This window comes from Mesorhizobium sp. 113-1-2 (genome assembly GCF_016756475.1).
GTDB lineage: Bacteria > Pseudomonadota > Alphaproteobacteria > Rhizobiales > Rhizobiaceae > Mesorhizobium > Mesorhizobium loti_C.
Map to the genome: position 1 here is coordinate 6,846,922 of NZ_AP023242.1, position 25,939 is coordinate 6,872,860.

Annotated in this window: 16 protein-coding genes; 9 read left to right on the forward strand and 7 right to left on the reverse strand. The window is 60.8% G+C overall.

The features are described 5' to 3' along the window. Positions 1–194 precede the first annotated feature (194 nt). Together JN279_RS33100 and JN279_RS33105 are read right to left on the reverse strand one after the other, a co-directional pair. Positions 195–1,232 (reverse strand): substrate-binding domain-containing protein, encoded by a 1,038-nt coding sequence (locus tag JN279_RS33100; protein ID WP_202351284.1) that lies wholly within the window; start codon positions 1,230–1,232, stop codon positions 195–197. 132 nt (positions 1,233–1,364) lie between these two features. After that, positions 1,365–2,768, reverse strand: coding sequence for an ROK family transcriptional regulator (locus tag JN279_RS33105; protein ID WP_202351285.1), 1,404 nt, complete (start codon positions 2,766–2,768; stop codon positions 1,365–1,367). A gap of 133 nt (positions 2,769–2,901) precedes the next feature. Here JN279_RS33105 and JN279_RS33110 point away from each other — a divergent pair, with 133 nt between their 5' ends. From JN279_RS33110 to JN279_RS33145, 8 genes are all read left to right on the forward strand, one after another. After that, a complete protein-coding gene (locus JN279_RS33110) occupies positions 2,902–3,735 on the forward strand; it encodes a sugar phosphate isomerase/epimerase family protein (RefSeq protein ID WP_202351286.1) in 834 nt (277 codons plus the stop codon). A gap of 79 nt (positions 3,736–3,814) precedes the next feature. Then, positions 3,815–4,939: a substrate-binding domain-containing protein gene (locus JN279_RS33115; RefSeq protein ID WP_202351287.1), complete on the forward strand. Its 1,125-nt coding sequence runs from the start codon at positions 3,815–3,817 to the stop codon at positions 4,937–4,939. A gap of 162 nt (positions 4,940–5,101) precedes the next feature. Beyond that, a complete protein-coding gene (locus tag JN279_RS33120; RefSeq protein WP_244734257.1) occupies positions 5,102–6,634 on the forward strand; it encodes a sugar ABC transporter ATP-binding protein in 1,533 nt (510 codons plus the stop codon). Continuing rightward, positions 6,631–7,593 carry an ABC transporter permease gene (locus JN279_RS33125; RefSeq protein WP_202351289.1) on the forward strand — a complete coding sequence of 321 codons (963 nt, stop codon included), beginning with the start codon at positions 6,631–6,633 and terminating at the stop codon, positions 7,591–7,593. Before JN279_RS33120 ends, JN279_RS33125 begins: the two co-directional genes overlap by 4 nt. 102 nt (positions 7,594–7,695) lie before the next feature. Then, a complete protein-coding gene (locus JN279_RS33130) occupies positions 7,696–8,355 on the forward strand; it encodes a gluconate 2-dehydrogenase subunit 3 family protein (protein WP_202351290.1) in 660 nt (219 codons plus the stop codon). Continuing rightward, on the forward strand, positions 8,345–9,985 hold the full coding sequence (locus JN279_RS33135; RefSeq protein WP_202351291.1) for a GMC family oxidoreductase: 1,641 nt from the start codon (positions 8,345–8,347) through the stop codon (positions 9,983–9,985). The genes JN279_RS33130 and JN279_RS33135 overlap by 11 nt, the downstream gene beginning before the upstream one ends. Before the next feature lie 70 nt (positions 9,986–10,055). Further along, positions 10,056–11,222, forward strand: a complete 1,167-nt coding sequence (locus JN279_RS33140) for a Gfo/Idh/MocA family protein (protein WP_244734258.1) — start codon at positions 10,056–10,058, stop codon at positions 11,220–11,222. 688 nt (positions 11,223–11,910) lie between these two features. Beyond that, complete coding sequence (locus JN279_RS33145) at positions 11,911–19,887, forward strand: putative Ig domain-containing protein (protein ID WP_202351293.1); 7,977 nt, start codon at positions 11,911–11,913, stop codon at positions 19,885–19,887. A 67-nt stretch (positions 19,888–19,954) separates the two neighbouring features. Here the strand turns inward: JN279_RS33145 and JN279_RS33150 are convergent, their stop codons facing one another. From JN279_RS33150 to JN279_RS33165, 4 genes are all read right to left on the reverse strand, one after another. Further along, positions 19,955–21,301, reverse strand: coding sequence for an HlyD family type I secretion periplasmic adaptor subunit (locus JN279_RS33150; RefSeq protein WP_202351294.1), 1,347 nt, complete (start codon positions 21,299–21,301; stop codon positions 19,955–19,957). Next, positions 21,288–23,063 carry a type I secretion system permease/ATPase gene (locus JN279_RS33155; RefSeq protein ID WP_202351295.1) on the reverse strand — a complete coding sequence of 592 codons (1,776 nt, stop codon included), beginning with the start codon at positions 23,061–23,063 and terminating at the stop codon, positions 21,288–21,290. The genes JN279_RS33150 and JN279_RS33155 overlap by 14 nt, the downstream gene beginning before the upstream one ends. 351 nt (positions 23,064–23,414) lie before the next feature. Then, positions 23,415–23,816, reverse strand: coding sequence for a DUF2285 domain-containing protein (locus tag JN279_RS33160; protein WP_244734259.1), 402 nt, complete (start codon positions 23,814–23,816; stop codon positions 23,415–23,417). 154 nt (positions 23,817–23,970) lie between these two features. Then, a complete protein-coding gene (locus JN279_RS33165) occupies positions 23,971–24,165 on the reverse strand; it encodes a transcriptional regulator domain-containing protein (RefSeq protein WP_096454562.1) in 195 nt (64 codons plus the stop codon). A 369-nt stretch (positions 24,166–24,534) separates the two neighbouring features. Here JN279_RS33165 and dinB point away from each other — a divergent pair, with 369 nt between their 5' ends. Continuing rightward, positions 24,535–25,620, forward strand: coding sequence for a DNA polymerase IV (gene dinB / locus JN279_RS33170; protein ID WP_202351296.1), 1,086 nt, complete (start codon positions 24,535–24,537; stop codon positions 25,618–25,620). A gap of 50 nt (positions 25,621–25,670) precedes the next feature. On the opposite strand, the gene JN279_RS33175 is transcribed toward dinB, so the two are convergent. Beyond that, complete coding sequence (locus tag JN279_RS33175; protein WP_202351297.1) at positions 25,671–25,838, reverse strand: hypothetical protein; 168 nt, start codon at positions 25,836–25,838, stop codon at positions 25,671–25,673. Positions 25,839–25,939 lie beyond the last annotated feature (101 nt).

Here is a 25,939-nt window from a genome sequence, read left to right on the forward strand (position 1 = left end):
GCATATGAAGGCTAGCTTCGCTCAGAGTAGCCCGCACTGATGCGGCCCGCCCGTTGTTTAGATGGAAGCTATGGATCCAGTGCCAGGGAATTTTTTCAACACCCCAAGGTCGGATTTGCTCCTGACGTATTGCCAAACGTCAAAAAAGGTTCAACCGTTTGTCGCGCCTTCGTGCAACCTCTCGTAATGTCATCTCAATAGAAGTTGGGCGCGCCGCCGACGTGCTTGTAGACTTCCGCGACATTGCCAGAGGTCACGGCTACCCCCGGCAGCACAATCCACGGCGGCACAGCATTGCCGGTCAGCCCGACAATCGCGGCCATCGCCGCGATCTCGCCCTGTTCGAAAGGCCGCTGCGCGGCAACTCCCTTGACGATCGTTCCTTCAAGAAGGGCCTCAGCGATCGCGCTACCGAGATCCACCGTGGTCATGACCGGGATCCGGGAGCGGCCAGAAAAAGCCGGCAGCGATGCAACTGCTGGCTCGTCCCAGACGACAAACAGTCCATCCAGGTCAGGATTGGCATCGAGGTACGGGCCGACTGCGCTTCCGGCATTTGCCGGCACTTCAAATTTCAGCTGCGTCAGTGTGATGTCCGGGCGCTCGTGCTGCATCCACTTGCCGAATGCGATCTCACGCTGCGCCGTCGCAAAGAAGTCTTCATTGTAGGCGACCACGCAGACTGTGCCGTTACGCCGGATGTGTGGCGAAATCAGACTGGCGGCGATCTGGCCGAGGCCGAAATTGTCCGACGATATGACGCTTACATAGTCGGTCTCCTGAAGCAGGCCGGAAGGCGCGTTGTCGAGTAGAATGAGCTTGATCCCGGCGACCGCCAGTTTGCGGAAAGCTGCGGCCACGGCCGTGCTTCCGACGGGGATGCTGATCACGGCATCAGGCTTCGATTGCACCAGCCGCTCGATCGCTGCGATCTGGGTGGCCGCGTCGTAGCCGCAATCGACGATGTCAACGACGACGGCGCCGGCCAGCTCCAAGCCGGCCTTGATGCCCGCTATCTGACGCTGCGCCCAATCCGAAGCGGTCGTGTGCAGCACGATCGCCACACGGAAGGCTCTTTCCCTGGCGCGCTCCAGCATGTCGGCAGATGGGAGCAGCAATTCGGGAGATGCCGGCCGTTCGCCGTGTGGCCCCAAACCTGCAACCAGTGGACGCGCGACGGACGAAACCGGCAACGCACATCCAGACGGAATTGCTGCATCAGCTCTCTGCATCCCGTTGCTCCTCCCGCCCGCCACCTCTGCGGGGCAGCTTTATTGGATCGAACCTACCGCAGGGGTTCGGGTTTGCAAGCATCACGGCTGACCGCGGTGACTGCGCGACAGCTGGTCGGGCGGACTGCACGCTCAACCGCCAGTCATAGCCGTCTTCTCGGCAACGGCCAGCAAATCGGTAACCCCGGCGTGGGCAAGCGGCGTGCCAGATACGATCCATTCGCTAAGGAACGCTGGTGCGAACAGTTCAGTCACGGCGACGGTTGCGGCGCCGACAAGTCCAGCCGACCGCCCCATGCGCGAATGGACAATACGGATATCGCGGCTGATGAGAGGCTGCGCGTGCCCGTATATTCCCTCGCGGATCGCAGCCAGGCAGATGTCTCCCGTCTGGGACAGTTCGCCGCCAAGAACGATCATCGACGGGTTGAGGATATTGGCCAGCGTCGCCAGGACGGTGCCGATCAGCCGTCCGGATTGCGCCAACAGATCGGCCGAGAACGGGTCGCCAAGGCGCGCAGCTGTGCCAATGTCGGCAGCCGTCACCGTCCCGGTGGCGGCGAGCGTTTCACCGAGAAGGCGACTTTGCCCCTGTTCTGCCGCTAGCAGGCCGGCCTGAGCAATGGCATCGCAGCCGGCGACGGTTTGCAGGCAGCCAACATTGCCGCAACCGCAAATGCGTTTGTGCGGCTCGCCGGCGTAAACATGCCCTATCTGTCCGGCTATGCCTTGCGCGCCACGATGCAGGCGGCCGTCGACGACGATGCCGGCGGTGATATCCGAGCCAAGGTCGACATAGAGCATGTCGCGCCCGGATTCCGCTGACAGGGCGCTTAGTTCCCCCATCGTCTCCATCTGCACGGCGCCCCGCACCCAGACTGGCGCTTGAAACCTCTGTATCAAACGCTCCAGAAGCTTCGCCTCGTCCCACGCAGGCATAGCGCCAAGCTTAGGGATCGCGAGGCTGTTCGAGTCCTTCTGCTCTACCGCGCCCGGCACTCCCAGACCAATCGCCCACAGCGGAGCACCATCCTTGCCGAGCGACCAGTTGAACAGCGCCTCGAGCCGATCGAACAGTGCCTGCGCTGGGGAAGCGGCGTCGAAATCCTCGTAGTGCTCAAGGATGAGCCGCCCGTCCAGATCGGCGAGACCAAGGCCGATGGTGTCGCCGTCGATGTTGGCAACCAGAATGCGCGCGGCCTCCGATCGGAACCGCACCAGACGCGGCGCGCGCCCGCCTATTGAGCGCCCGACACCGCCTTCGTCAACAAGGCCGAAGGCAGCAAGCGTCGACAGCCGGTCCGTGACCACGGCGCGGCCGAGCCGGGCCTCTCGTTCGAGGTCGAGACGCGTGCAAGGTTCACTGGAGCGCAGAATGTTAAGAAGCGAAACAAGACTCTGCCGTTCGGCTTCAAGGGCCCTCACGCGGTCGGCCGCCGCTGGAGAACCAGTCTCCCCGGATCGATCTGCATCCGCAACTGCGGTGCCTCCCAAACCAGTCCTTGCCACGGCCGATTGCTCCTTCTTGTCCACCATGGACGAGCGTTTTCGGAAGACGCAATGCCTATTTTGTCGCTGACACAGAAAACTTAATTGACTTTTGCATTTTATCAACTAAAGGTACGTTTGCAAATACAAAAGCATTTGGGCCGTGTCGGGAGGAGACGCCATGACTGCTTGGAAGCTGGCCTATCACGCCAATTGTTGGGGTCCGCTTGGGGGCGACGCCGTTGGTGTGACCTCCATCAACCGTTTGGCCTACCGGACGTTCGGGGACATGGCAGAGGCCGCGCGCGATATTGCAGCAGCGGGCTATGATGGCATTGAGTTCTTCGACGGCAATGTCGTCGAAAGCGAAGGCGACGATTACGCCGCCATGCGCAATATCCTCGCCGACACCGGCCTGTCGCTTGTCTCGATCTATGCCGGCGGCAACTTCATCTTCACGGACATCCTTGACGAAGAACTGGCGCGCGTCACCAAGGCGGCGGACGCAGCGCGGGCGCTCGGCGCCGAGCACCTGGTTGTTGGCGGCGGCGCGCGGCGCCACGACGGGACGCGCCAAAGCGACTACGATGCTTTGGCATCGGCGCTCGACAAGGTGATGGCAATCGCTGCGCAGCACGGCCTGAAAGCTCACTACCACCCCCACCTTTCCACCATCGTCGAGAACCCGGACGAGGTTCGGACGATCTTCGGCAAGACCGCGATCGGGTTCTGTCCGGATACCGCGCATCTGGCCGCTGCCGGAGGCGACGTGGCAGCTATGGTGCGCGAGCACGCGTCACGCATTTCCTACGTCCACCTCAAGGGATGGCAGCGCGACCCGTTCGCCTTCGTGCCGGTCGGCCGGGGCGATTGCGACAGTGGCGCCGTGATCCGGGCCCTGAAGGACATCAGTTACACGGGTTGGATCTGCAACGAACTCGACGCCTGGGCCGATCCTGCCGCCGGAGCGCGGGAAAGCCACGCCTTTGTGCAAGCGGAACTGGCGAAAGTCTGAATTTGCCGACCGGCGTTGCCGCCGGGAGGCGTCTGTAACTGCAATAACGAAAACCAAACAATATCAGGGAGAAAACACCATGCGCATGAAAACCTTGCTTCGGTCGACGGCAATCTGTCTGACGCTCGGCCTGGGCCTCGCCTCGAACGCCGCCTATGCCATCGATTCTGCCCAGGCGCTGACTGAGATCGGCCAGCATGTGATGAGCCTCGGACCTAACGGCGAGAGGCCGGAAGCCGCCTCGAGCGTCAAGCTCACCGATGAGGAACTCGCCAAGATTAAGGACATGCACGCAAAGGCCGCCATTGTCATGCACTATGCCGGCAACGACTGGTCGCAGGCGCAAATCGAAGGCCTAAAGGCGCAGTTCGCTACCATGGGTATCGAAGTCGTCGCCGTTACCGACGCGGGCTTCAAGCCCGACAAGCAGGTGTCCGACCTCGAGACCGTAATGGCCCAGAAGCCCAATATCATCGTGTCGATTCCGACCGACCCGGTCGCGACCGCAGCGGCCTACAAAGCGGCGGCCGACGCAGGCGCCAAGCTCGTCTTCATGGACAACGTGCCGAAAGGCTTCGTAGCCGGCAAGGACTACGTCAGCTCCGTCTCGGCTGACAACTACGGCAACGGCGTCGCCACCGCGCACCTGCTGGCACAGGCTCTTGGCGGCAAGGGCGATGTCGGACTGATCTTCCATGCAGCCGATTTCTTCGTCACCAAGCAGCGCTACGACGCCGTCAAGAAGACGCTGGCCGAGAACTATCCGGACATCCACGTCGTCGCCGAGCAAGGCATCGGCGGTCCCGACTTCTCAGGCGATGCCGAGAAGGCGGCAGGCGCCCTGCTCGTCGCCAATCCCAGCATCAAGGGTATCTGGGCAGTGTGGGATGTGCCCGCAGAAGGCGTCATCTCCGCCGCTCTCACCAATGGCCGGGACGACCTGGTAATTGTCAATTGCGACCTCGGCGAAAACGTCGCCATCAACATGGCGAGCGGCGGTCCGGTTAAGGGCCTGTCAGCGCAGCGGCCCTACGACCAGGGCGTGACCGAGGCAATGCTGGCCGGCTACGGTTTGCTTGGCAAGCAGGCGCCGGCCTATGTCGCGCTGCCGGCACTGCCGGTAACCAAGGCCAATCTCGCCGATGCCTGGCAGCAGGTCTACCACAAGCCGGTCACCGACAAGATCAAGCAAAGCATGCAGTAGACTTCGCAGACAGGTCCTCCCGGTGGAGATGGGTTCGGCCGAGTTCGAGCAGAAGCGCAACGTTTCTGTCCGGCAGGCCGAACCATTCGTCCCACCCGACGCAACCTTTGTTTTGCCCTAGGTGTTGTCATGAACACTGCCAACGCAGCCGAAGCCGTCCGAATGCGAAATGTCAGCATGCGTTTCGGCGGTGTCCGGGCGCTTGACGACGTTCATCTCGACGTTAGCCCGGGCGAAGTGCACGCACTGCTCGGTGAGAACGGCGCCGGCAAGTCGACAATCCTGAAGATTCTGCGCGGCGTGCAACCGCCAACCTCCGGCACGGTCGAGATCGGCGGCGTGCCGTTAGCCACCTTCACCGCCGAGGCAGCGCGCAATGCCGGTGTCGCTATGGCGTTCCAGGAAATGAGCCTGATTCCGACGCTGACGGTGGCGCAGAATGTCTTCCTCAACCGTGAGATCAGGACCAACTCCGGGCTCATCGACGACAGAACCGCGGCGGCCGAATCGCGAAAGCTTTTCGCGCGCATGGGCGTCGAGATCGACCCCAACGCCAAGGTCTCCGACATTCCCGCTGGACACCGACAGCTTACCGAGATCGTCAAGGCGACCTCGCAACCGTGCAAGGTGTTGGTGTTGGACGAGCCAACCACTGCGCTGTCGCAGAACGAAGTCGAGCGGCTGTTCGAATATGTGCGCCAGCTTCGCGGCCAGGGCGTCGCCATCGTTTATGTCTCGCACCGTATGGACGAGATCTTCCGCATAGCCGACCGCGCTACCATCTTGCGCGACGGCAAGCACATCATCACCGCGCCGATGTCGGAATTCACGCTGGAATCGATGATCGCCCATATCATCGGCCGACGCTCTCGCGGCTTCTCCGACGTGGTGCGTGAGACGGCGACTATCGGCGAAGTGCTGCTCGAAACACGCGGCCTTTCGGGCTCCGGCAAGCCGATCGGTATCGATCTGACGCTTCGCCGCGGTGAAGTGGTCGGCGTCGCTGGCCTGCTGGGCAGTGGCCGCTCGTCGCTGGCGCGCGTGCTGGCCGGGGTCCAGCCGATGACTAGTGGCGAGATCCGGATCAAAGGCAAGGCGGTTTCGATCGCCAAGCCGCGAGATGCCATCGACGCCGGCATTGCGCTGGTGCCGGAAGACCGCGCCCGTCAGGGGTTCGTCGCCTTCCATTCGGTAGAAAGCAACATCGACCTACCCAACCTTGATCGCCTTTCGACGAAGACATGGGTCGATCGCACCAAGTCGGCGGCACTGGCGGAAAGCTCGATCCAGCGCCTGCGCATCAAAACCGACTCGCGCAAAGCGACCATCAGGACGCTGTCGGGCGGCAATGCGCAGAAGGTCGTCATCGCCAAATGGCTGGCGACCGAACCGGAGGTGCTGATCCTCGACGAACCAACCGCCGGCATCGACATCGGTTCGAAATCGGAGATCGTGACGCTGATCCGCAACCTCGCCAAATCCGGCAAGGCAATCCTGGTGCTGTCGTCGGAGTTGCAGGAACTGCTCGCCGCTTGCGATCGAATCCTGGTGATGTCGGAAGGCCGCATCGTGCGCGACATCGCCCGTCACGACCTCGACGACGCCGCCAAGGTGGACTCGATCGACAGTCTTCAGCACGCCGAACAGAAACTCAACAAATTCATGCAGGAAGCCCGCGGAGGAATTATCCAATGACCGACACGGCCGCATCAGCCAGCAAATTCTCGGCACTGGCCAACTGGCGTGAATACATCATCTATATCGGCTTCGTGGTTATCTTCCTCGTCTTTGCCGCGACGCTGGGCGACAGGGGCTTTCTCGACCCCAACAACCTGTTGAACATTATCCGTCAGACCGCGATCATCGCCGTGGTCTCGGTGACGATGACCTTTGTGCTCAGCACCGGCGAGATCGACCTGTCGGTCGGGGCAGTCGCGGGCCTCGCTTCCGTCGCCACTGCAATGGGCATCGACCAGTTCGGCATCCCCGGCGGCATCCTTTACGGCCTGGGCACCGGCGTCGTCGTCGGCGCCGTCAATGGCTGGCTGACCACCGGCATCGGAATTCCCTCGTTCCTCACCACGCTGGCCATGATGGGCATCGCACGCGGCGTCGCCATGTGGATCAGCGGCACGGCGGCGATCCCCATACTAAGCAAGCCCTACGCGGCGGTCTTCGGCGCCGGCAACATCGGCCCGATACCAAGCCTGTTGGTCTGGGTGGCAATCATCGGTGTCGCCGGCCACATCGTGCTTCGCCGCACCACGTTCGGACGGCGCGTGTTGGCCACCGGCGGCAACGAGACATCGGCACGCTACTCCGGGGTCAACACCGCCTCTATCAAGTTCCGCGTGCTGATCCTGTCGTCCGTGGCGGCCGCCTTGGCCGGCATGCTTTATGCGGGCCGTCTGCATTCCGGCCGCTTCCAGTTCGGCGAAGGCGACGAGCTTTCGGTGATCGCCGCGGCCGTGCTCGGGGGCACCAGCCTGTTCGGGGGTGCCGGCACGGTGGTCGGCTCTATCATGGGCGCGCTGATGATCGGCCTGATCAACAACGGCCTCGTCCTGATGGGACTGGAATTCAGCCAGCAGCTGATCGCCCGCGGCGCCATCATCATCATTGCAGTCGCCATCAGCCAAACGCGCAAGCGTTAGGCAGAGCGCAGAGAACACAGGCGGGGCTTTGCCAGGCAGCAAACTTTGGCGCGCTGCCCCAATGCGTCGACCCAAAAAGACAACTGCAGCAAAGGACATGCCATGTCTGACACCTTCTTCAATCCGCATCAGCGCGCGACGGTGGAGGCCGCGATGGCCCGCATAATTCCAACCGACGACACGCCGGGCGCACGCGAAGCAGGCTGCGTGGACTTCGTCGACCGCTATCTCTCGGGTATCGGTTACATCTTCGCCAAGCCCGACGGCTCCGGCTTCGAAGTTCTCGATGGCGCATCGGCCAAGGCCTGGATGCAGCGCATCGAAATCATGCGCGAACGCTATGTCGCCGGACTGTTCGACCTCGACGCCCGCGCCCGCGAGAGGTTTTCGTCCGACTTCGTGGCACTGGCCCCACACCAGCAGGACGACATCCTTCACGAGTTGGAGCAGTCCGGCACGGGTGCGCCGACGACGCTCGCAGTCAACGACGCGCTCGCTGGTCCGGTTTCGCCCCAACCCGCACTGCAGCAGACCTCAACGGAGGTCGATCTCGACTTTCTGCCGCTGATGGTCACCCACACGCGCCAGGGTTTTTATGCCGACCCCATCTACGGCGGTAACAGGAACCGGATCGGCTGGGAGGTGATCGGTTTTCCCGGCCCCGCCTCGCTGAAGGATGTCCATACCGGCCGCTACACCACGCTGCAGTATTTCGCCGAGGGCGAAGCCGACAAGGTCAGGGAGTTCCACGATGGCCTATAAGACCAAACCCGCGAGAACCGACGTCGTCATCATTGGTGCCGGCGCGTCCGGCGCCGCCGCCGCAAAGGTGCTTTGCGAGGCTGGCGTCAAGGTCGTGGCCCTCGAAAAGGGGCCGTGGCGGAAGAAGGAAAGCTTTGGCGGCGACGAACTCGCCAACATCAATCGCTACAATCTGTGGCCGGACCCGATCCTTAATCCGCGCACATGGCGAGAGACGGCCGCCGACGACGCGCGTTCCGAGATGTTCTGCCCGGTGCCGCAGATGGTTGGCGGCGGCACCGTCCACTGGCAGGGTTGGTTGCCGCGTTTCACCGAGAATGATTTCCGCCTGCGAACCGTGGCCGGCGACCTGCCGGGCACCAGCCTTGCCGACTGGCCGATTACCTATGACGAGCTAGAGCCATACTACCTCAAAGTCGAATGGGCGTTCGGTGTATCGGGGCAGCCTGGCGCCAACAAATTCGAGTCGCGCCGCTCGGGCGGCTACCCATGTCCGCCTATGCCGATTTCACGCTATGCGCAGAAGTTCATCAAGGGCTGCGACGCGCTTGGCTGGAACGCCTTCCCGACGCCGCAGGCCGCCTTGTCACGCCCGTTCAACGGTCGCAAGGCGACGGTGGTCAGCGCTTTTGCACAACAGCACGGCGACCCGACCGGAACGCGCTCGTCGGCGCTCAACGTCTTCATCCCGGACGCCGTTGCAACCGGCAATTTCGAGCTGCGGCCGGATTGCGTGGTTCGCGAACTCACGCTGGACAGCCAAGGCAATATCAAGGCCGCGATCTACCAGGACGCCGACGGCGACACGATGGAGCAGGAGGCCGATCTGTTCATCCTTGCCTGCGGCGCGATGGAAACCGCACGACTGATGCTTCTGTCGAAGTCCGGACGCTTCCCGAACGGCGTTGCCAATGGCAGCGACATGGTTGGGCGCAACGTTACCTTTCACGAATATTCGGCTGCGGTCGGCACCTATGACGATCCGGTCTATGCCTGGGCAGGCGGCGGCTATGTCAGCGCTTCGACCTTCCAACACTACGAGCACGACGCATCGCGTGGCTTCGTCTCAGGCGGGCATATTGCGGTGGCGGGCGTCGGCATCCCGCTGCCGATAAACTGGCGCATGCCAGGCACCCCATCCTGGGGCGCTGAGGCCAAGAAGAACGACCGCGACCACTTTAGCCATTCGCTGGCGATTGCCATGGTGCTGCACGACATGCCCCAGCATGACAACCGGATAGACCTCGACGAAAAGGTGGTCGACGCCTGGGGACTGCCGGTCGCGCGCGTAACACTGAAGCCGCACCAGAACGATCTCGACCAAGGACGCTACCTGATCGATCGCGGTGCCGACATTCTGGAGGCCAGCGGCGCTTTGACCATCCGCAAGGTCTATGCCGACCGCGTCACCGGCAATTGCTCGCACCAGCATGGGACGGCACGAATGGGCGATGACGGGGCAACGTCGGTGCTCAACAGATGGTGCCGGGCGCACGAAGTCGAGAACCTCTACGCAGTCGACGGATCGCCTTTCCCGACCGGCACCGGCGCTAACCCGACCCTCACCATCATGGCCAATGCCTGGCGCGTCGCCGACAAGATCATCGCCGAACGCGGGGCGGCAGCGTAATGGCGGGCGCGAGGCCGCCGAGGTCTACCGCCCGCAACATCCCCGATCGATCGCAGCAATGGAGAGCACCATGACCGGCACCCGTTTCGCGGGAAGGAGTGGCCGCATTCGTCTCGGGATGGTGGGCGGTGGCGAAGGAGCGTTTATCGGTGCAGTGCACCGCATCGCCGCCCGGCTCGACGACCGCTACGACCTGATTGCAGGAGCTTTATCCTCGGACGCGGCGCGCGCGGCGCGATCCGCTGCGCTACTCGGTCTCGACCCGGCCCGCAGCTATGCCGATTTCGCGGGGATGGCCCGCAGCGAGGCCGCACGCCCCGACGGCATCGAAGCGGTTTCGATCGTGACCCCCAACCACATGCACGCGCCGGCCATCCGTGCCTTTCTCGATGCCGGCATCCATGTCATTTGTGACAAGCCTTTGACGACGACGCTGGCCGAAGCGCTGTCGCTGAGAGAGGCGGCGAGGGTTTCTGGGCTGGTCGTGGCGCTGACCCATACCTATACCGGTTATCCCATGCTCCGGCAGGCCCGCGCAATGGTGCGCAACGGCGACCTGGGCGACATCCGGATCGTCCAGGTCGAATACGCGCAGGACTGGCTGGCGACGAAACTCGAGGACGGCGGCAACAAGCAGGCCGAGTGGCGCTCGGATCCAGCGCGCTCGGGCGCGGGCGGCTCAATTGGCGACGTTGGCACCCATGCTTTCAATCTTGCCGGTTTCGTCACTGGGCTCGAGCCTGACGAACTGTGTGCCGAGCTTACGACCTTTGTGTCAGGACGGCGGCTCGACGACAACGCCCAGATAATGCTGCGCTATGAAAACGGCGCACGCGGAAGTCTCTGGTGCAGCCAGGTCGCCATCGGCAACGAGAATGAGGTCGGTTTTCGCGTCTATGGCTCAAAGGGAGCGTTAGAATGGGCGCAGCGCGACGCGAACCAGCTGGTCTGGTCGTCGCTCGACCAGAACCGACAAATCATTACCCGCAACGGCGCCGGCGCGGATCAAGCAAACAGACGTGCCTCGCGCGTTCCGGCTGGCCACCCTGAAGGTTACCTGGAAGCTTTCGCCACCCTGTATCGTGAAGTCGCCGAGGCGATCGTCGCCATGCGCCAGGGTAGGTCGCTAGCGCCCGAAACGCTGTTCCCAACCGTCGACGACGGCGTCAAGGGCATGGCTTTCATCGACGCCGCCATTCGTTCATCGATTGCAGGTGGCGTCTGGACAAGATTGTGATGATTACCTGCGCATCAAGGTCCACCAGCGCAGTGCTGCTAGAAGCGATTGAACTCCCCTGGCTTCTAATCGTCAGGCCCAGGTCACTATCTCCGCTTTCGGGATCGGGAAGATGGGCCTGACAATGACCGAAAATGGGCGCATTCCTGACAGGCAGTTGCGGGGCCGGGAGTAGTCAGGCAGCTTTCCGGCGACCGTGATGGAAGCGGATTATCAGGTCTTGCACAATTGGTTAGCGAGGCCCGTATTCAGCGCTCTTGTGGACGCAGCGAGAGTTGCGAACCTCGGCTCAGCGGGTTGGCCCAAGCGAGATTTCAGCTCGCGATCCTGGGGCATTACATACTTTCAAACGGAACAATGACGAACCGTCACTCCGGTGTATAGCCCGAATGACCCGCCGGTCATAAAGGAGCTGTTCAGTTCAACTCGGTTCAAGAGCATTAGCTGTCGCTAAAATTTGATCGGCGAAGTATTGGATTCCGACCTTGGTTAAGATATCATTAATATGAGGGAAAAAGGTTGGGGACGCTACCCACATAGGGGCAGCTCCAAAGAGGTCAAATTTGGGCGGAGTACACCGTCCGAAGCCGGTTTTTATTGCTCAGAGGTAGGCGACCTCAGGACGTAAAAACTCCGAGCTACCCCCAATCACCGGGTAACCCCATGAGTAACATCAGGGGTATTTCCTATGGCCAACAAGCTGCCAAAAGCCACGACGCAGATCACCTTCAATGGCTCTGAAGATCATCTCATAACCGTCACCTTAAGTGGAACGGATCAGGATGGGACGGTCACGGGATATATCCTGACCTCTCTACCCTCGAATGGCATTCTCTACCTGGACGCCGCTCACACACAACCTGCCCTCCTGAACACTGCCTACTCAACCGCTACTTTTTACTTCCTGCCTGCTGCCGATTTCAACGGCAGTACCTCCTTCAATTTCAATGTGAGGGACAACCAGGGCGGCGTTTCGTCGAGTACCGGCGCCGTCACGATCAACGTTGCCGCGGTTAATGATGCTCCAGTCGTCGATCTGAACGGGGCGGCTAGCGGCACTTCCGGCACGTTGAACTACTCACCGGGCGGCTCGGCAGCAAAAATCGCGCCCTCTGCAACCATTACGGACATCGACTCGACGAAGTTCAGCGGCGGCTCGCTCCGTGTCTCGATTACTCAGAACAAGGCAACATCAGACCAGCTCACGATTGCCACGGACGCGTCCGTGACGATTTCGAACGGTTCCGTCTTTGTGTCTGGCACCAAGGTTGGTGCGGTCTCGGGTGGCACCAATGGCACAGATCTCGTCATAAGCTTTGCAAATAGCGCGACGCCCAGTTTGGCGGCGACCGTTCTTGAGCACATTTCCTATTCGAATTCGTCAGTCACTCCGCCTCAGTCGCCACGCACCGTGACGTTCACATTGGTGGATGGCGGAGGAACGGCCAACGGTGGCACCGATACCGGTCTGGCAACAGCGGCAATTAACATAATCAATCATGCCCCGACCGGCACCGTAACGGTCGCCGGCACGGCGACAGAAGATCACGTGCTGACCGCCTCCAACACCCTGGCCGATGCGGACGGCCTCGGCACCATCAGCTACCAGTGGCAGCGCAGCAGCGGCTCCGGCTTCGTCAACATCGGCGGCGCCACCAACACCACCTACACGCTGGGCGATGCCGATGTCGGCGCCACCGTGCGCGTGGTGGCGAGCTACACCGACGGCCACGGCACGCCCGAGTCCGTTGCGAGCGCCGCGACAGCGGCCGTCGCCAATGTCAACGATGCCCCGACCGGTACCGTATCGGTCGCCGGCACGGCAACCGAGGACCAGGTGCTGACAGCCTCGAACACGCTTCAGGACGCAGACGGGCTCGGCACCGTGAGCTACCAGTGGCAGCGCAACAGCGGCTCCGGCTTCGTCAACATCGGCGGCGCCACCAACACCACCTACACGCTGGGCGATGCCGATGTCGGCGCCACGGTGCGCGTGGTGGCAAGCTACACCGACGGCCACGGCACGCCCGAGTCCGTTGCGAGCGCCGCGACGGCGGCCGTCGCCAACGTCAACGACACACCGACCGGCTCGGTGACGGTTGCCGGCACGGCGACCGAGGACCAGGTGCTGACGGCCTCGAACACGTTAGCCGACGCCGATGGTCTGGGCACCATCAGCTATCAGTGGCAGCGCGACAGCGGTTCCGGCTTCGTCAACATTGGCGGCGCCACCAACACCACCTACACGCTGGGCGACGCCGATGTCGGCGCCACGGTGCGCGTGGTGGCAAGCTACACCGACGGCCACGGCACGCCCGAGTCCGTTGCGAGCGCCGCGACGGCGGCCATCGCCAACGTTAACGATGTGCCGACCGGCTCGGTGACGGTTGCCGGCACGGTGACCGAGGACCAGGTGCTGACGGCCTCGAACACGCTGCAGGACGCCGATGGTCTGGGCACCATCAGTTATCAATGGCAGCGCGACAGCGGCTCCGGCTTCGTCAACATCGGCGGCGCCACCAACACCACCTACACGCTGGGCGATGCCGATGTCGGCGCCACCGTGCGCGTGGTCGCGAGTTATACTGACGGACATGGCACGGCGGAATCCGTTCCAAGCGCCGCGACCGCGGCCGTCGCCAACGTTAACGACACACCGACCGGCTCGGTGACGGTTGCCGGCACGGCGACCGAGGACCAGGTGCTGACGGCCTCGAACACGTTAGCCGACGCCGACGGGCTAGGCACCATCAGCTATCAATGGCAGCGCGACAGCGGTTCCGGCTTCGTCAACATCGGCGGCGCCACCAACACCACCTACACGCTGGGCGACGCCGACGTCGGCGCCACGGTGCGCGTGGTGGCAAGCTACACCGACGGCCACGGCACGCCCGAGTCCGTTGCGAGCGCCGCGACGGCGGCCATCGCCAACGTTAACGATGTGCCGACCGGTTCGGTGACGGTCACCGGCACGGTGACCGAGGACCAGGTGCTGACGGCCTCGAACACGTTAGCCGACGCCGACGGGCTAGGCACCATCAGCTATCAATGGCAGCGCGACAGCGGTTCCGGCTTCGTCAACATCGGCGGCGCCACCAACACCACCTACACGCTGGGCGACGCCGACGTCGGCGCCACGGTGCGCGTGGTGGCAAGCTACACCGACGGCCACGGCACGCCCGAGTCCGTTGCGAGCGCCGCGACGGCGGCCATCGCCAACGTTAACGATGTGCCGACCGGTTCGGTGACGGTCACCGGCACGGTGACCGAGGACCAGGTGCTGACGGCCTCGAACACGCTGCAGGACGCCGATGGTCTGGGCACCATCAGTTATCAATGGCAGCGCGACAGCGGCTCCGGCTTCGTCAACATCGGCGGCGCCACCAACACCACCTACACGCTGGGCGACAACGACGTCGGCGCCACGGTGCGCGTGGTGGCAAGCTACACCGACGGCCACGGCACGCCCGAGTCCGTTGCGAGCGCCGCGACGGCGGCCGTCGCCAACGTCAACGACACACCGACCGGCTCGGTGACGGTTGCCGGCACGGCGACCGAGGACCAGGTGCTGACGGCCTCGAACACGTTAGCCGACGCCGATGGGCTCGGCACCATCAGCTATCAGTGGCAGCGCGACACCGGTTCCGGCTTCGTCAACATCGGCGGCGCCACCAACACCACCTACACGCTGGGCGACAACGACGTCGGCGCTGCGGTGCGCGTGGTGGCAAGCTACACCGACGGCCACGGCACGGCGGAGTCCGTTGCGAGCGCCGCGACCGCGGCCATCGCCAACGTCAACGATGCGCCCACGGCGGGGTCTCTTTCGCCGCTGGCGCTAGCAGTGGCCAGTCCCTTGAGTTTTACGATCCCCTCGGACCTCTTTTACGATCCAGATCCGGGCGACCATCTCACGCTGACTTCAACACAGGCGAACGGAGATCCCCTACCGTCCTGGCTCAGTTTTGATCCGAATACCGGTACGTTTACTGGTACGCCCTCAAACGTCGATGTCGGCACGATTGCAATACGCATCACGGCCAACGACACGTCTTCTGCCGAGGCGCATGTTGATTTTGCCATCAGTGTGGTGAATGGAGCCATCATCAACGGAACGTCCGGCGACGATACGCTGACCGGCACGATCGACGTTGATGCCATCTTCGGTCTTGCTGGCAACGATACGTTGTCTGGCCTTGCTGGCAATGATCTACTTGATGGCGGCGACGGCAATGACATGCTGAACGGCGGGTCTGGGAGCGACGTGCTGGTCGGCGGTCTGGGCAATGACGTCCTGCAGGACGGCAGCGGCAACGATTCGCTCTATGGCGGCGACGGCAATGACAGTTTGAACCTGACGTATTCGGGGCCGTCCGGGGTCTCGCTGGCTCAGATAGCGGATGCCGGCGCGGGTGATGACAACATCACTCTCAATAGTGGTGCTGCTTCGATTGCCTATCAGGTTGACGGGGGTGACGGAGGAGATGTTCTGAATGTAGCGGCATTGTCTAACTCGACTCTGAATGGCGCGTTAGGCGCCGGTAACGATCAAGTTCAATTTGCTCACCTTGGAACGTTTAGCAATGTTTTTATAAATCTAGAGATGGGTGACGGTAATAATGTTTTCCACACGGAAACCTATAATGGGTGGGGTATTCCAGCCTTTAGCAATTCCATCATCACTTTAACTTTTGGATCAGGAAGTGACACTGTAGATAACGTCGCCTACTGGGGCTCTCAGATTACGTTAGACCAGAATTCAGTTTTCAATGTTAGTCTGGGAGATGGCAACAACTCCGCGTCTTTGGGAGGTAGCGGTAACGTCAATCTGACTTCCGGAATAGGAAATGATACTATTAACGTCAGTGCAACTACCCTCTCTGTTGATACAGGCGGCGGCGACGACACGGTGAATGTATCCGGGGGCGGTTCGCTTTCCACCGGAGATGGCGATGATGCCGTGAGTATCTCAGGGTCCTTGACCGCAGATCTCGGCTCCGGCAACGACACAGTGCATGCAAGCGGAACAGTTTCATTTTCTGCCGATGAGGGGAATGATACCGCATATATTGACGGAGCATTGATTGCCGATCTCGGATCAGGCAACGACGTGGCGCATCTCACGCTGCAGAGTGGCGACCCGACCCTAACCCTGGGAACCGGCGCTGACAGTCTCATTCTCGATTCATGGAATGGAACTAATTCTGCAACCGTGACCGACTTCGTCGCTGGAGTTGGCGGAGAAACGCTTGACTACAATGCCTTGCTCAACCAACTCATCGGATGGGACGGCTCCTCCAACCCGTTCGGCTCGGGATTCATCCAACTCGTCCAGGATGGCGCCGATACCCTTTTCCAGGTCGACCGCGACGGCTCGGGGACCGACCAGGGTTACGCCACCGTAATTCGCTTCGAGAATACCAACGCTGCCGAATTCACCGCCGCAAACTTCAGCCCAGCATATCCCGCAGATGGAACGCTTCCGTCTGGCTTAACGATTGACGGCACTTCGGGCGATGATCTCCTGAGCGGCAATGTCGGCCCCGATACGATCAACGGTCTTGCTGGCAACGATACGTTGTCTGGCCTTGCTGGCAATGATCTACTTGATGGCGGCGACGGCAATGACATGCTGAACGGCGGGTCTGGGAGCGACGTGCTGGTCGGCGGTCTGGGCAATGACGTCCTGCAGGACGGCAGCGGCAACGATTCGCTCTATGGCGGCGACGGCAATGACAGTTTGAACCTGACGTATTCGGGGCCGTCCGGGGTCTCGCTGGCTCAGATAGCGGATGCCGGCGCGGGTGATGACAACATCACTCTCAATAGTGGTGCTGCTTCGATTGCCTATCAGGTTGACGGGGGTGACGGAGGAGATGTTCTGAATGTAGCGGCATTGTCTAACTCGACTCTGAATGGCGCGTTAGGCGCCGGTAACGATCAAGTTCAATTTGCTCACCTTGGAACGTTTAGCAATGTTTTTATAAATCTAGAGATGGGTGACGGTAATAATGTTTTCCACACGGAAACCTATAATGGGTGGGGTATTCCAGCCTTTAGCAATTCCATCATCACTTTAACTTTTGGATCAGGAAGTGACACTGTAGATAACGTCGCCTACTGGGGCTCTCAGATTACGTTAGACCAGAATTCAGTTTTCAATGTTAGTCTGGGAGATGGCAACAACTCCGCGTCTTTGGGAGGTAGCGGTAACGTCAATCTGACTTCCGGAATAGGAAATGATACTATTAACGTCAGTGCAACTACCCTCTCTGTTGATACAGGCGGCGGCGACGACACGGTGAATGTATCCGGGGGCGGTTCGCTTTCCACCGGAGATGGCGATGATGCCGTGAGTATCTCAGGGTCCTTGACCGCAGATCTCGGCTCCGGCAACGACACAGTGCATGCAAGCGGAACAGTTTCATTTTCTGCCGATGAGGGGAATGATACCGCATATATTGACGGAGCATTGATTGCCGATCTCGGATCAGGCAACGACGTGGCGCATCTCACGCTGCAGAGTGGCGACCCGACCCTAACCCTGGGAACCGGCGCTGACAGTCTCATTCTCGATTCATGGAATGGAACTAATTCTGCAACCGTGACCGACTTCGTCGCTGGAGTTGGCGGAGAAACGCTTGACTACAATGCCTTGCTCAACCAACTCATCGGATGGGACGGCTCCTCCAACCCGTTCGGCTCGGGATTCATCCAACTCGTCCAGGATGGCGCCGATACCCTTTTCCAGGTCGACCGCGACGGCTCGGGGACCGACCAGGGTTACGCCACCGTAATTCGCTTCGAGAATACCAACGCTGCCGAATTCACCGCCGCAAACTTCAGCCCAGCATATCCCGCAGATGGAACGCTTCCGTCTGGCTTAACGATTGACGGCACTTCGGGCGATGATCTCCTGAGCGGCAATGTCGGCCCCGATACGATCAACGGTCTTGCTGGCAACGATACGTTGTCTGGCCTTGCTGGCAATGATCTACTTGATGGCGGCGACGGCAATGACATGCTGAACGGCGGGTCTGGGAGCGACGTGCTGGTCGGCGGTCTGGGCAATGACGTCCTGCAGGACGGCAGCGGCAACGATTCGCTCTATGGCGGCGACGGCAATGACAGTTTGAACCTGACGTATTCGGGGCCGTCCGGGGTCTCGCTGGCTCAGATAGCGGATGCCGGCGCGGGTGATGACAACATCACTCTCAATAGTGGTGCTGCTTCGATTGCCTATCAGGTTGACGGGGGTGACGGAGGAGATGTTCTGAATGTAGCGGCATTGTCTAACTCGACTCTGAATGGCGCGTTAGGCGCCGGTAACGATCAAGTTCAATTTGCTCACCTTGGAACGTTTAGCAATGTTTTTATAAATCTAGAGATGGGTGACGGTAATAATGTTTTCCACACGGAAACCTATAATGGGTGGGGTATTCCAGCCTTTAGCAATTCCATCATCACTTTAACTTTTGGATCAGGAAGTGACACTGTAGATAACGTCGCCTACTGGGGCTCTCAGATTACGTTAGACCAGAATTCAGTTTTCAATGTTAGTCTGGGAGATGGCAACAACTCCGCGTCTTTGGGAGGTAGCGGTAACGTCAATCTGACTTCCGGAATAGGAAATGATACTATTAACGTCAGTGCAACTACCCTCTCTGTTGATACAGGCGGCGGCGACGACACGGTGAATGTATCCGGGGGCGGTTCGCTTTCCACCGGAGATGGCGATGATGCCGTGAGTATCTCAGGGTCCTTGACCGCAGATCTCGGCTCCGGCAACGACACAGTGCATGCAAGCGGAACAGTTTCATTTTCTGCCGATGAGGGGAATGATACCGCATATATTGACGGAGCATTGATTGCCGATCTCGGATCAGGCAACGACGTGGCGCATCTCACGCTGCAGAGTGGCGACCCGACCCTAACCCTGGGAACCGGCGCTGACAGTCTCATTCTCGATTCATGGAATGGAACTAATTCTGCAACCGTGACCGACTTCGTCGCTGGAGTTGGCGGAGAAACGCTTGACTACAATGCCTTGCTCAACCAACTCATCGGATGGGACGGCTCCTCCAACCCGTTCGGCTCGGGATTCATCCAACTCGTCCAGGATGGCGCCGATACCCTTTTCCAGGTCGACCGCGACGGCTCGGGGACCGACCAGGGTTACGCCACCGTAATTCGCTTCGAGAATACCAACGCTGCCGAATTCACCGCCGCAAACTTCAGCCCAGCATATCCCGCAGATGGAAGCGGCATCAACGGGCAAACGCTGGCGGGTTCTTCTATTGTAGGCACCATCGGTGATGACGCAATTGCTGGAACGAGTGGCAACGACATACTCAATGGTGCAAACGGCAGCGATCACATCACAGGTGGCAACGGTGACGACACCCTTACTGGCGGGTTTGGCCGAGACACCTTTGTTTTCGGAAGCGGCTTCGGCCACGACGTCATAACCGATTTCAGCACGTCATCCGTAGGGCACGATGTCATTCAGCTCGCCCAAAGCCTGTTTGCGGATTTTGCCGCCGTGCAGGCGCATGCCGAGCAAGTCAATGCAGACGTTGTTATCACTCACGACGCAGACAACACCATTACACTAACCAACGTTGATCTGAATCACTTGGAGGCAACCGACTTTGCGTTTGTATAACGCATTGTAGGAGCCAGAAACGGCACCAGCCTGTCTGACCGGACGAATGAACGGATTTGTGGCCGCGCTATCGTTCTCGGAACGCTCGCTGGAATGAGTCAATAAGCGGCTTGGTAAGATAGGATAGGAAGGTGCGTTCGCTTGTCGAGATGAAGGTCTCAACAGGCATGCCTGGATAAATCTGTTCGGATTTGATCTGCGCCGGCAGAGTTTCGGACAGCCTGATCCTTACCGTGTAATATGCCTGGCCGGTATTCGGCGTCACCAATCGGTCCGCCGAAATGTAGAACACCTTCCCTGAAACCTTTGGAGTCGTTCGAGCATTGAGCGCCGTGAACATCATGCTTGCGGCCTGACCGACACGGATGGAATCGATGTCTTCAGGCTTCACCTTGGCCTCGACAATGAACTGCTCCATCGTCGGGAGCAGTTCCATTGCGGACTCGCCGGCCCGAATAACGCTGCCCACCGAGTTGTAGACGGAGCGGACGACGATGCCGTCGACCGGCGTCCGAATGGTCGTTCGCTCCAACACCGAACGTGCGGCGTTGATTTGCTCTTCGAGGTCGGCTACCTGCGCGCGTGTCTTGTTCAAATCCGTGACGGCGTCCTCGACTCTCGCCGTGGTCAGCCGCTCGATCTGCTGGCGATCCTCTTCGATCTGGCTCAGGAAACTGGCGATCTGTGCTTCCATTGCCGCTGCCTGGCCGACCAGATCCGCGGTGCTGCGCAGCAGATCCGTGTATTCCGAGCGGTTCGTCAGGCCTTTATCGAGAAGCGCCTTTTTTCGCTCAGTCTCCTCGTTGACGATCGCGAGCTGCTTTTCGACAGCGTCCTTTCGCGCACGCATGCCAACGATCGCTTCCTGCAGGGCCGCAATCCGTTGCTTCAGGATTTCCTGGTCCGCGGTGTAGCGGGCAAAGCGGGCCTGAAACTCTTTGGTCTGCTCGACGATAAAGCCGCGGTAATTCGGGTCCATTGAATAGGGACGAAGCTCATCGGGCAGATCGACCTCTTTCGAGCCATCCCTCTCCGCATCGAGGCGGGCGACTTCAGCCCTTTGAGCAACCCATTGCTTCAGGACGCGGTTGAGCTGGGCCTGCGCCAAAGTCGTATCGAGTGTGATGAGCGCCTGGCCTTTTGAGACCCGGTCACCCTCTCGAACCCGGATGCTGGTGATGATCCCGCCGTCGAGGTGCTGGATCATGACATTCTGGCCTGCAGCCGCAACCACGCCTGGAGCGATTGTTGCGCCACCTATCGGAGCCGTCGCCGCCCAGTAGCCGAATCCCAGCAAAAAGACGCTTACGCTCAAAAACCCAACCAGGGACACCAGACCGGTTCGGGTATCCACCTTTTCCTGCCAGCGATAAGTTCTCGCCACCACAGGGAGGGTTTGACTAGGAACCGTCATTGACCGTCTTCACTTCGGTGCGGGAGGGTGACGGAAACGCAACGACGCCTTCGCTGGCGCCGGGCTGCGACGCTGCCGCCGCCGGCCGGGCCTGCTGGTTCATTCGCTCAGCCAACTGAGCCAGCACGTCCTTGGTCGAGCCGTAAAGCTCGATCTGGCCATTCCGCATTACGAGCATGCGATCGCATTTTGATGCCAGTGAAGGGCGATGCGTTATGACCAGGACTGTCGTCTGTCGAGAACGCGCCTGCAGGATCGCCCGCTCAAGGGCCGCCTCGCCGTCAGCATCGAGATTGGCATTCGGCTCGTCCAGGATGACAATCCTGGGGTCGCCATAGAAGGCGCGAGCAAGTCCAATCCGCTGAAGCTCACCGCCCGACAGCCGGACGCCCGTCGGACCTATCACGGTCGAATACCCTTCCCGGTATCCGAGAATGAGTTCATGCACCTGGGCCAGTTGCGCGGCTTCCACCAGTTTCTCGTCCGAAGCTGAGGGCTCAAAGCGGGAGATGTTCTGGCCGATTGTTCCTGGAAAGAGCTCAACGTCCTGCGGGAGATAGCCCACGTGCCGGCCGAGCCTTTCCGGGTCCCAGTTGCGAATGTCGCCACCGTCAATGCGGATCGCGCCCGAACGCGGTTCGATGGCGCCAACGATCAGCCGCGCGAGAGTGGATTTTCCCGCCTGGCTGGGGCCGACGATCGCAATGGATTCGCCGACAGCCACCTGAAAGCTCATGCGCTTGATCAGCGGCAGCGATCCATCGGGCGAACCCGGAGGGTAGTAGATGACTTGATCAGCGCTCAACGCCCCTTGAGGCGTTGGCAGCGCCACGATTTCCGCCCGCCTCGAGTTCGAATGGATTGTCCCCAGCCGCTTCCAAGCAAGCTTCGCGTCCGTGATCTGCCGCCAGCTTCCAATGACCTGATCCAGGGGCTGAAGCGCCCGAGCCGAGATCATCGAGGACGCGAATATCATCCCAGCAGTCATCTCATTACGCAGGACAAGAACCGCGCCGACACCCAAGATCGCGATTTGCAAGATCGACCGCGCGGTGCGGGAGACACCACCGTAAAACGCGTTCACACGAGCAACTCTATCGGACGCCTTCACTGTTCCAGAGAAACGGCTGCCCCAGAATTCGACTGTATGGGACACCATCCCCAGGGCTCGAACAGTCTCGAAATTCCGGGCGAAGGCCTGAGCGGAATTCATTGAGGCGTTAAGGTTCTCTGCAGCTTCCTTGGTCGGTCTTGAACTCGCAGCATGATTCAACAAGGCAATAAAAATCATCAGAACGGCGCCACCGACCGTGACGAGGAAAAGCAGAGGGTGAATGAAATAGAGAAGGCCAACAAAAATCGGCCCGAACGGGACGTCGAAAAGAAAAAACAGAGCTCGAGAGGCGATGAAATTTCGAAGCAGCGTTAAGTCGCGCAGTGCCTGAACGTCCCCCAGCCCGGCGCGTGGTCCGCTCATCGCAGCGAGGAAGCACGTTGAGCCAAGCGAGACATCGAGCCTCGCAGCGAGGCGGCTCGCATACATCCCGCGGACGATCTCAAGGATGCCGAAAAGCAAAAGCGAAGATAGGGCGATCACAGATAGATAGATCAGCGTATCCAGGTTTGAGGCTGGCAGCACCCGATCATAAATTTGGAGCATATATAAGGGTTGAACCAGCAACAGCACATTCATCAGCGCCGAAAAGATGCCAAGTTCGACGACACTTTTCGCTACGATTGCACGTTCGCTTGTTCCTGGCATTGACGCGTTGGTCCCTCCCGGCGTCCATATTAGAGAAAACTGAAATATAATAAAAGGTGCGTAGGCCTAATCGTTTCGACGTAATTGGCAACGTCCGCCAGAGGTGCAACAGAGCCCGACCAGAAAAGCACCGACCGTTCAGCGCTGATCGGCGAACCGGTCCGAGACTTGATCCAAAGGGATCGCTTCCGCGAGGCAACCTTGACGCTGGTAAACGTCCGCTTCCGGGGGCGCCGAGATGGGAGTTGGATGACCGACTTAAGGCGCAAAGCGGCCGTTCGCTTCAGGATTGAGAACAGGCGTAGGCTCGGAGACAGTGCAAGAAAGTGGACAAGCGGCCGGCGGCACTCGTCAGAGATGACGCCTTCGGGCGCGCAACAATTGGCAGTAGCCGCGCTCGACCATCTTCAGGCCGTCGCGCACGAGGCGATGCGTCTGGTAGCGAAAAGCCGAGTCCTGCCAGTCGGCGGCGCTGACCAGCCGCCGACCGAACAAGGCGGTCGCGACTTCAAAATGGGATGCCCGCTGGTCGCGGCCATCCAGGCATCGCAGCATGAGGCCAAGGCGTCGGCGCTGGGCCCCAGTCAAGCGGGCGTCCGGAACGTGCTGCGTATGGATCGAGCGGATGAACCGCTCGATCGCCTGGAGCCGGTCGTGGGCCATATCGTCGAGCGGGATGATGGCGGCAAGCGGTTCGCCTGGCTGCGCGTCGCCGAGAAGCGCCAGTTGCGTGCCGCCCGGCGAAGAGCGCATGTGAAGGCCCACCTCGTCATGCCGGCCCGCGGCCAGCGAGACGTCGGAGGCGATAGCCTCTCGCGCTCGCAGATCCGGCGGAACCTCGACTAGGGTCACGACCCCAGGGTCTACCTGAGGCGCCCAATAGACGGGCTGCTCGACTGCGGATTGGTCAGGCCTGGCGGCGAAACTGCAAACCCCAGCGCTTGCGCAACGCGCGCATCGCCTTGCCTGAGCGGGAGGCAGCGAAGTCCTGCTGATACTGCGAATTGCGTCGCAGGAATTCCCAGGCGATCGCATCAGCGGCGGCGCCTTTGACGAACGCATATGCCTGTGGATCACGCCACTGCGATGTATCCGGCTTCATTCGCATCCTTCCCTTCTCAAGGAGTTGATAGGGGGACGCGGCGTTGAGCGAAATCCTTGGATTCCGTCATTGACGATGGCCGAGGAGAGGTCCCGGCGCCGAGAGATGGCATGGATGCATTAAGCCACTGCGGCACCGCTGCCTGCGGACGCGCCTGATGCAGCGGTGCCCGTCGACCCGGCTTACCGAAGGGCGCCGGCAAATTAGCCGCCCAAGGGCTTGTCGGAAATTCCGACATACACCCTTCCCGGGAGAAGTTCGCGATTTCGTATCTCCGCCAGGGTCGCAGACAGGCTGAATTTGCGATCTGAAGATTGTAGCATCCGGAAGCACGAAGCGCATATCCTGGCGAAATGACATTGCAGGCAAATGGCCCCTGAACGCGCCGCCGACCCGCGCAAGATCATCCATGTCGACATGGATGCGTTCTATGCGTCGGTCGAACAGCGCGACAATCCAGAACTGCGCGGCAAGCCGCTTGCCGTCGGCGGGGCCGCGGCCCGCGGCGTGGTCGCGGCCGCAAGCTATGAGGCCCGCGCGTTCGGCGTTCGCTCCGCCATGCCTTCGGTCACGGCAAAGCGCAAATGCCCCGAGCTGATCTTCGTGCCGCCCCGCTTCGACGTCTACCGGGCAGTCTCGGCCCAGATCCGCGACGTGTTCGCCGAACATACCGATCTCATCGAACCGCTCTCGCTCGACGAGGCCTATCTCGACGTGACGCAGAACCGGCTCAACATTTCCTCTGCCACGACGATTGCCGAGATGATCAGGGCGAAGATCCTGCAGGTGACCGGTCTGACCGCTTCCGCAGGCATCTCCTACAACAAATTTCTCGCCAAGATGGCGTCCGGTCAGAACAAGCCAAATGGCCAGTTCGTCATCACGCCACGCCACGGGCCGGCCTTCGTGGAGAGTCTGCCAGTCAAGAAATTTCATGGTGTCGGCCCCGCGACAGCCGCGAAGATGGAAGCGCTCGGCATCGAGACCGGCGCCGATCTCAAGGAGAGGTCGCTCCCCTTCCTGCAACAGCATTTCGGAAAGTCTGGGCTCTGGTACTATCAGATCGCGCGCGCCATCGATGAACGCGCGGTCGAGCCGGATCGGCCACGCAAATCGATCGGCGCCGAGGACACATTCACAGCTGACATCGTCGATCTCGATGCATCAATCGCCGAACTCAAGCCGCTGGTCGCCAAGGTCTGGGGATACTGTGAAGGCAAAGGCATCCGGGGCCGGACGGTCACACTTAAGGTCAAATTCGCCGACTTCCAGCAGATCACGCGTAGTCGCACCGTGGCGGCGCCGATCGAACTTCCTGATTTTGAAGAGCTGGCAGCCGATCTCCTGAGGTCGGTATTTCCGCTACGCCAAGGCATCCGCCTGTTGGGTATAACACTCTCGTCGCTTGGCGCTGTGTCACCGCCGGATCAACGTCAATTGCGGTTCGAACTATAGCGCTGCCTCGGGCCGGGGCGCAAAGAACCACCGGCCGCAGCTTGTCCGGTTCATCGCTCGTGCGGATCGATCTCGCGGACGATCTGGGAAACCTCTCCTTCAAATTCGTCGGCCCGCACGACCGTGAGTGTTCCGTCGCCGGCGCGAAAGATGACGATGCTGACCATCAGGCTGGTGGCGAGGCTGAAGGCGAAGGCGTTGGCTTCTACGAGGGACATTTTTCCGGCTCCTGTTCTGGAAGCGGGGAGCGATCCCCGCGTGACAGGCGCCCGATGTGTCCGGCCGAGGGCCGCAATCACCGTGAAGGCAAGGCCGGAAC

What these genes read in the sequence shown, in the direction of transcription:
- JN279_RS33115 (WP_202351287.1), top strand. Translation starts at nt 3,815, where the DNA reads ATGCGCATGAAAACCTTGCTTCGGTCGACGGCAATCTGTCTGACGCTC.
- JN279_RS33140 (WP_244734258.1), top strand. Translation starts at nt 10,056, where the DNA reads ATGACCGGCACCCGTTTCGCGGGAAGGAGTGGCCGCATTCGTCTCGGG.
- dinB (WP_202351296.1), top strand. Translation starts at nt 24,535, where the DNA reads ATGGCCCCTGAACGCGCCGCCGACCCGCGCAAGATCATCCATGTCGAC.
- JN279_RS33100 (WP_202351284.1), bottom strand. Translation starts at nt 1,232, where the DNA reads ATGCAGAGAGCTGATGCAGCAATTCCGTCTGGATGTGCGTTGCCGGTT.
- JN279_RS33160 (WP_244734259.1), bottom strand. Translation starts at nt 23,816, where the DNA reads ATGCGCTCTTCGCCGGGCGGCACGCAACTGGCGCTTCTCGGCGACGCG.
- JN279_RS33165 (WP_096454562.1), bottom strand. Translation starts at nt 24,165, where the DNA reads ATGAAGCCGGATACATCGCAGTGGCGTGATCCACAGGCATATGCGTTC.
- JN279_RS33105 (WP_202351285.1), bottom strand. Translation starts at nt 2,768, where the DNA reads ATGGTGGACAAGAAGGAGCAATCGGCCGTGGCAAGGACTGGTTTGGGA.
- JN279_RS33120 (WP_244734257.1), top strand. Translation starts at nt 5,102, where the DNA reads ATGCGAAATGTCAGCATGCGTTTCGGCGGTGTCCGGGCGCTTGACGAC.
- JN279_RS33175 (WP_202351297.1), bottom strand. Translation starts at nt 25,838, where the DNA reads ATGTCCCTCGTAGAAGCCAACGCCTTCGCCTTCAGCCTCGCCACCAGC.
- JN279_RS33150 (WP_202351294.1), bottom strand. Translation starts at nt 21,301, where the DNA reads ATGACGGTTCCTAGTCAAACCCTCCCTGTGGTGGCGAGAACTTATCGC.
- JN279_RS33135 (WP_202351291.1), top strand. Translation starts at nt 8,345, where the DNA reads ATGGCCTATAAGACCAAACCCGCGAGAACCGACGTCGTCATCATTGGT.
- JN279_RS33110 (WP_202351286.1), top strand. Translation starts at nt 2,902, where the DNA reads ATGACTGCTTGGAAGCTGGCCTATCACGCCAATTGTTGGGGTCCGCTT.
- JN279_RS33125 (WP_202351289.1), top strand. Translation starts at nt 6,631, where the DNA reads ATGACCGACACGGCCGCATCAGCCAGCAAATTCTCGGCACTGGCCAAC.
- JN279_RS33145 (WP_202351293.1), top strand. Translation starts at nt 11,911, where the DNA reads ATGGCCAACAAGCTGCCAAAAGCCACGACGCAGATCACCTTCAATGGC.
- JN279_RS33130 (WP_202351290.1), top strand. Translation starts at nt 7,696, where the DNA reads ATGTCTGACACCTTCTTCAATCCGCATCAGCGCGCGACGGTGGAGGCC.
- JN279_RS33155 (WP_202351295.1), bottom strand. Translation starts at nt 23,063, where the DNA reads ATGCCAGGAACAAGCGAACGTGCAATCGTAGCGAAAAGTGTCGTCGAA.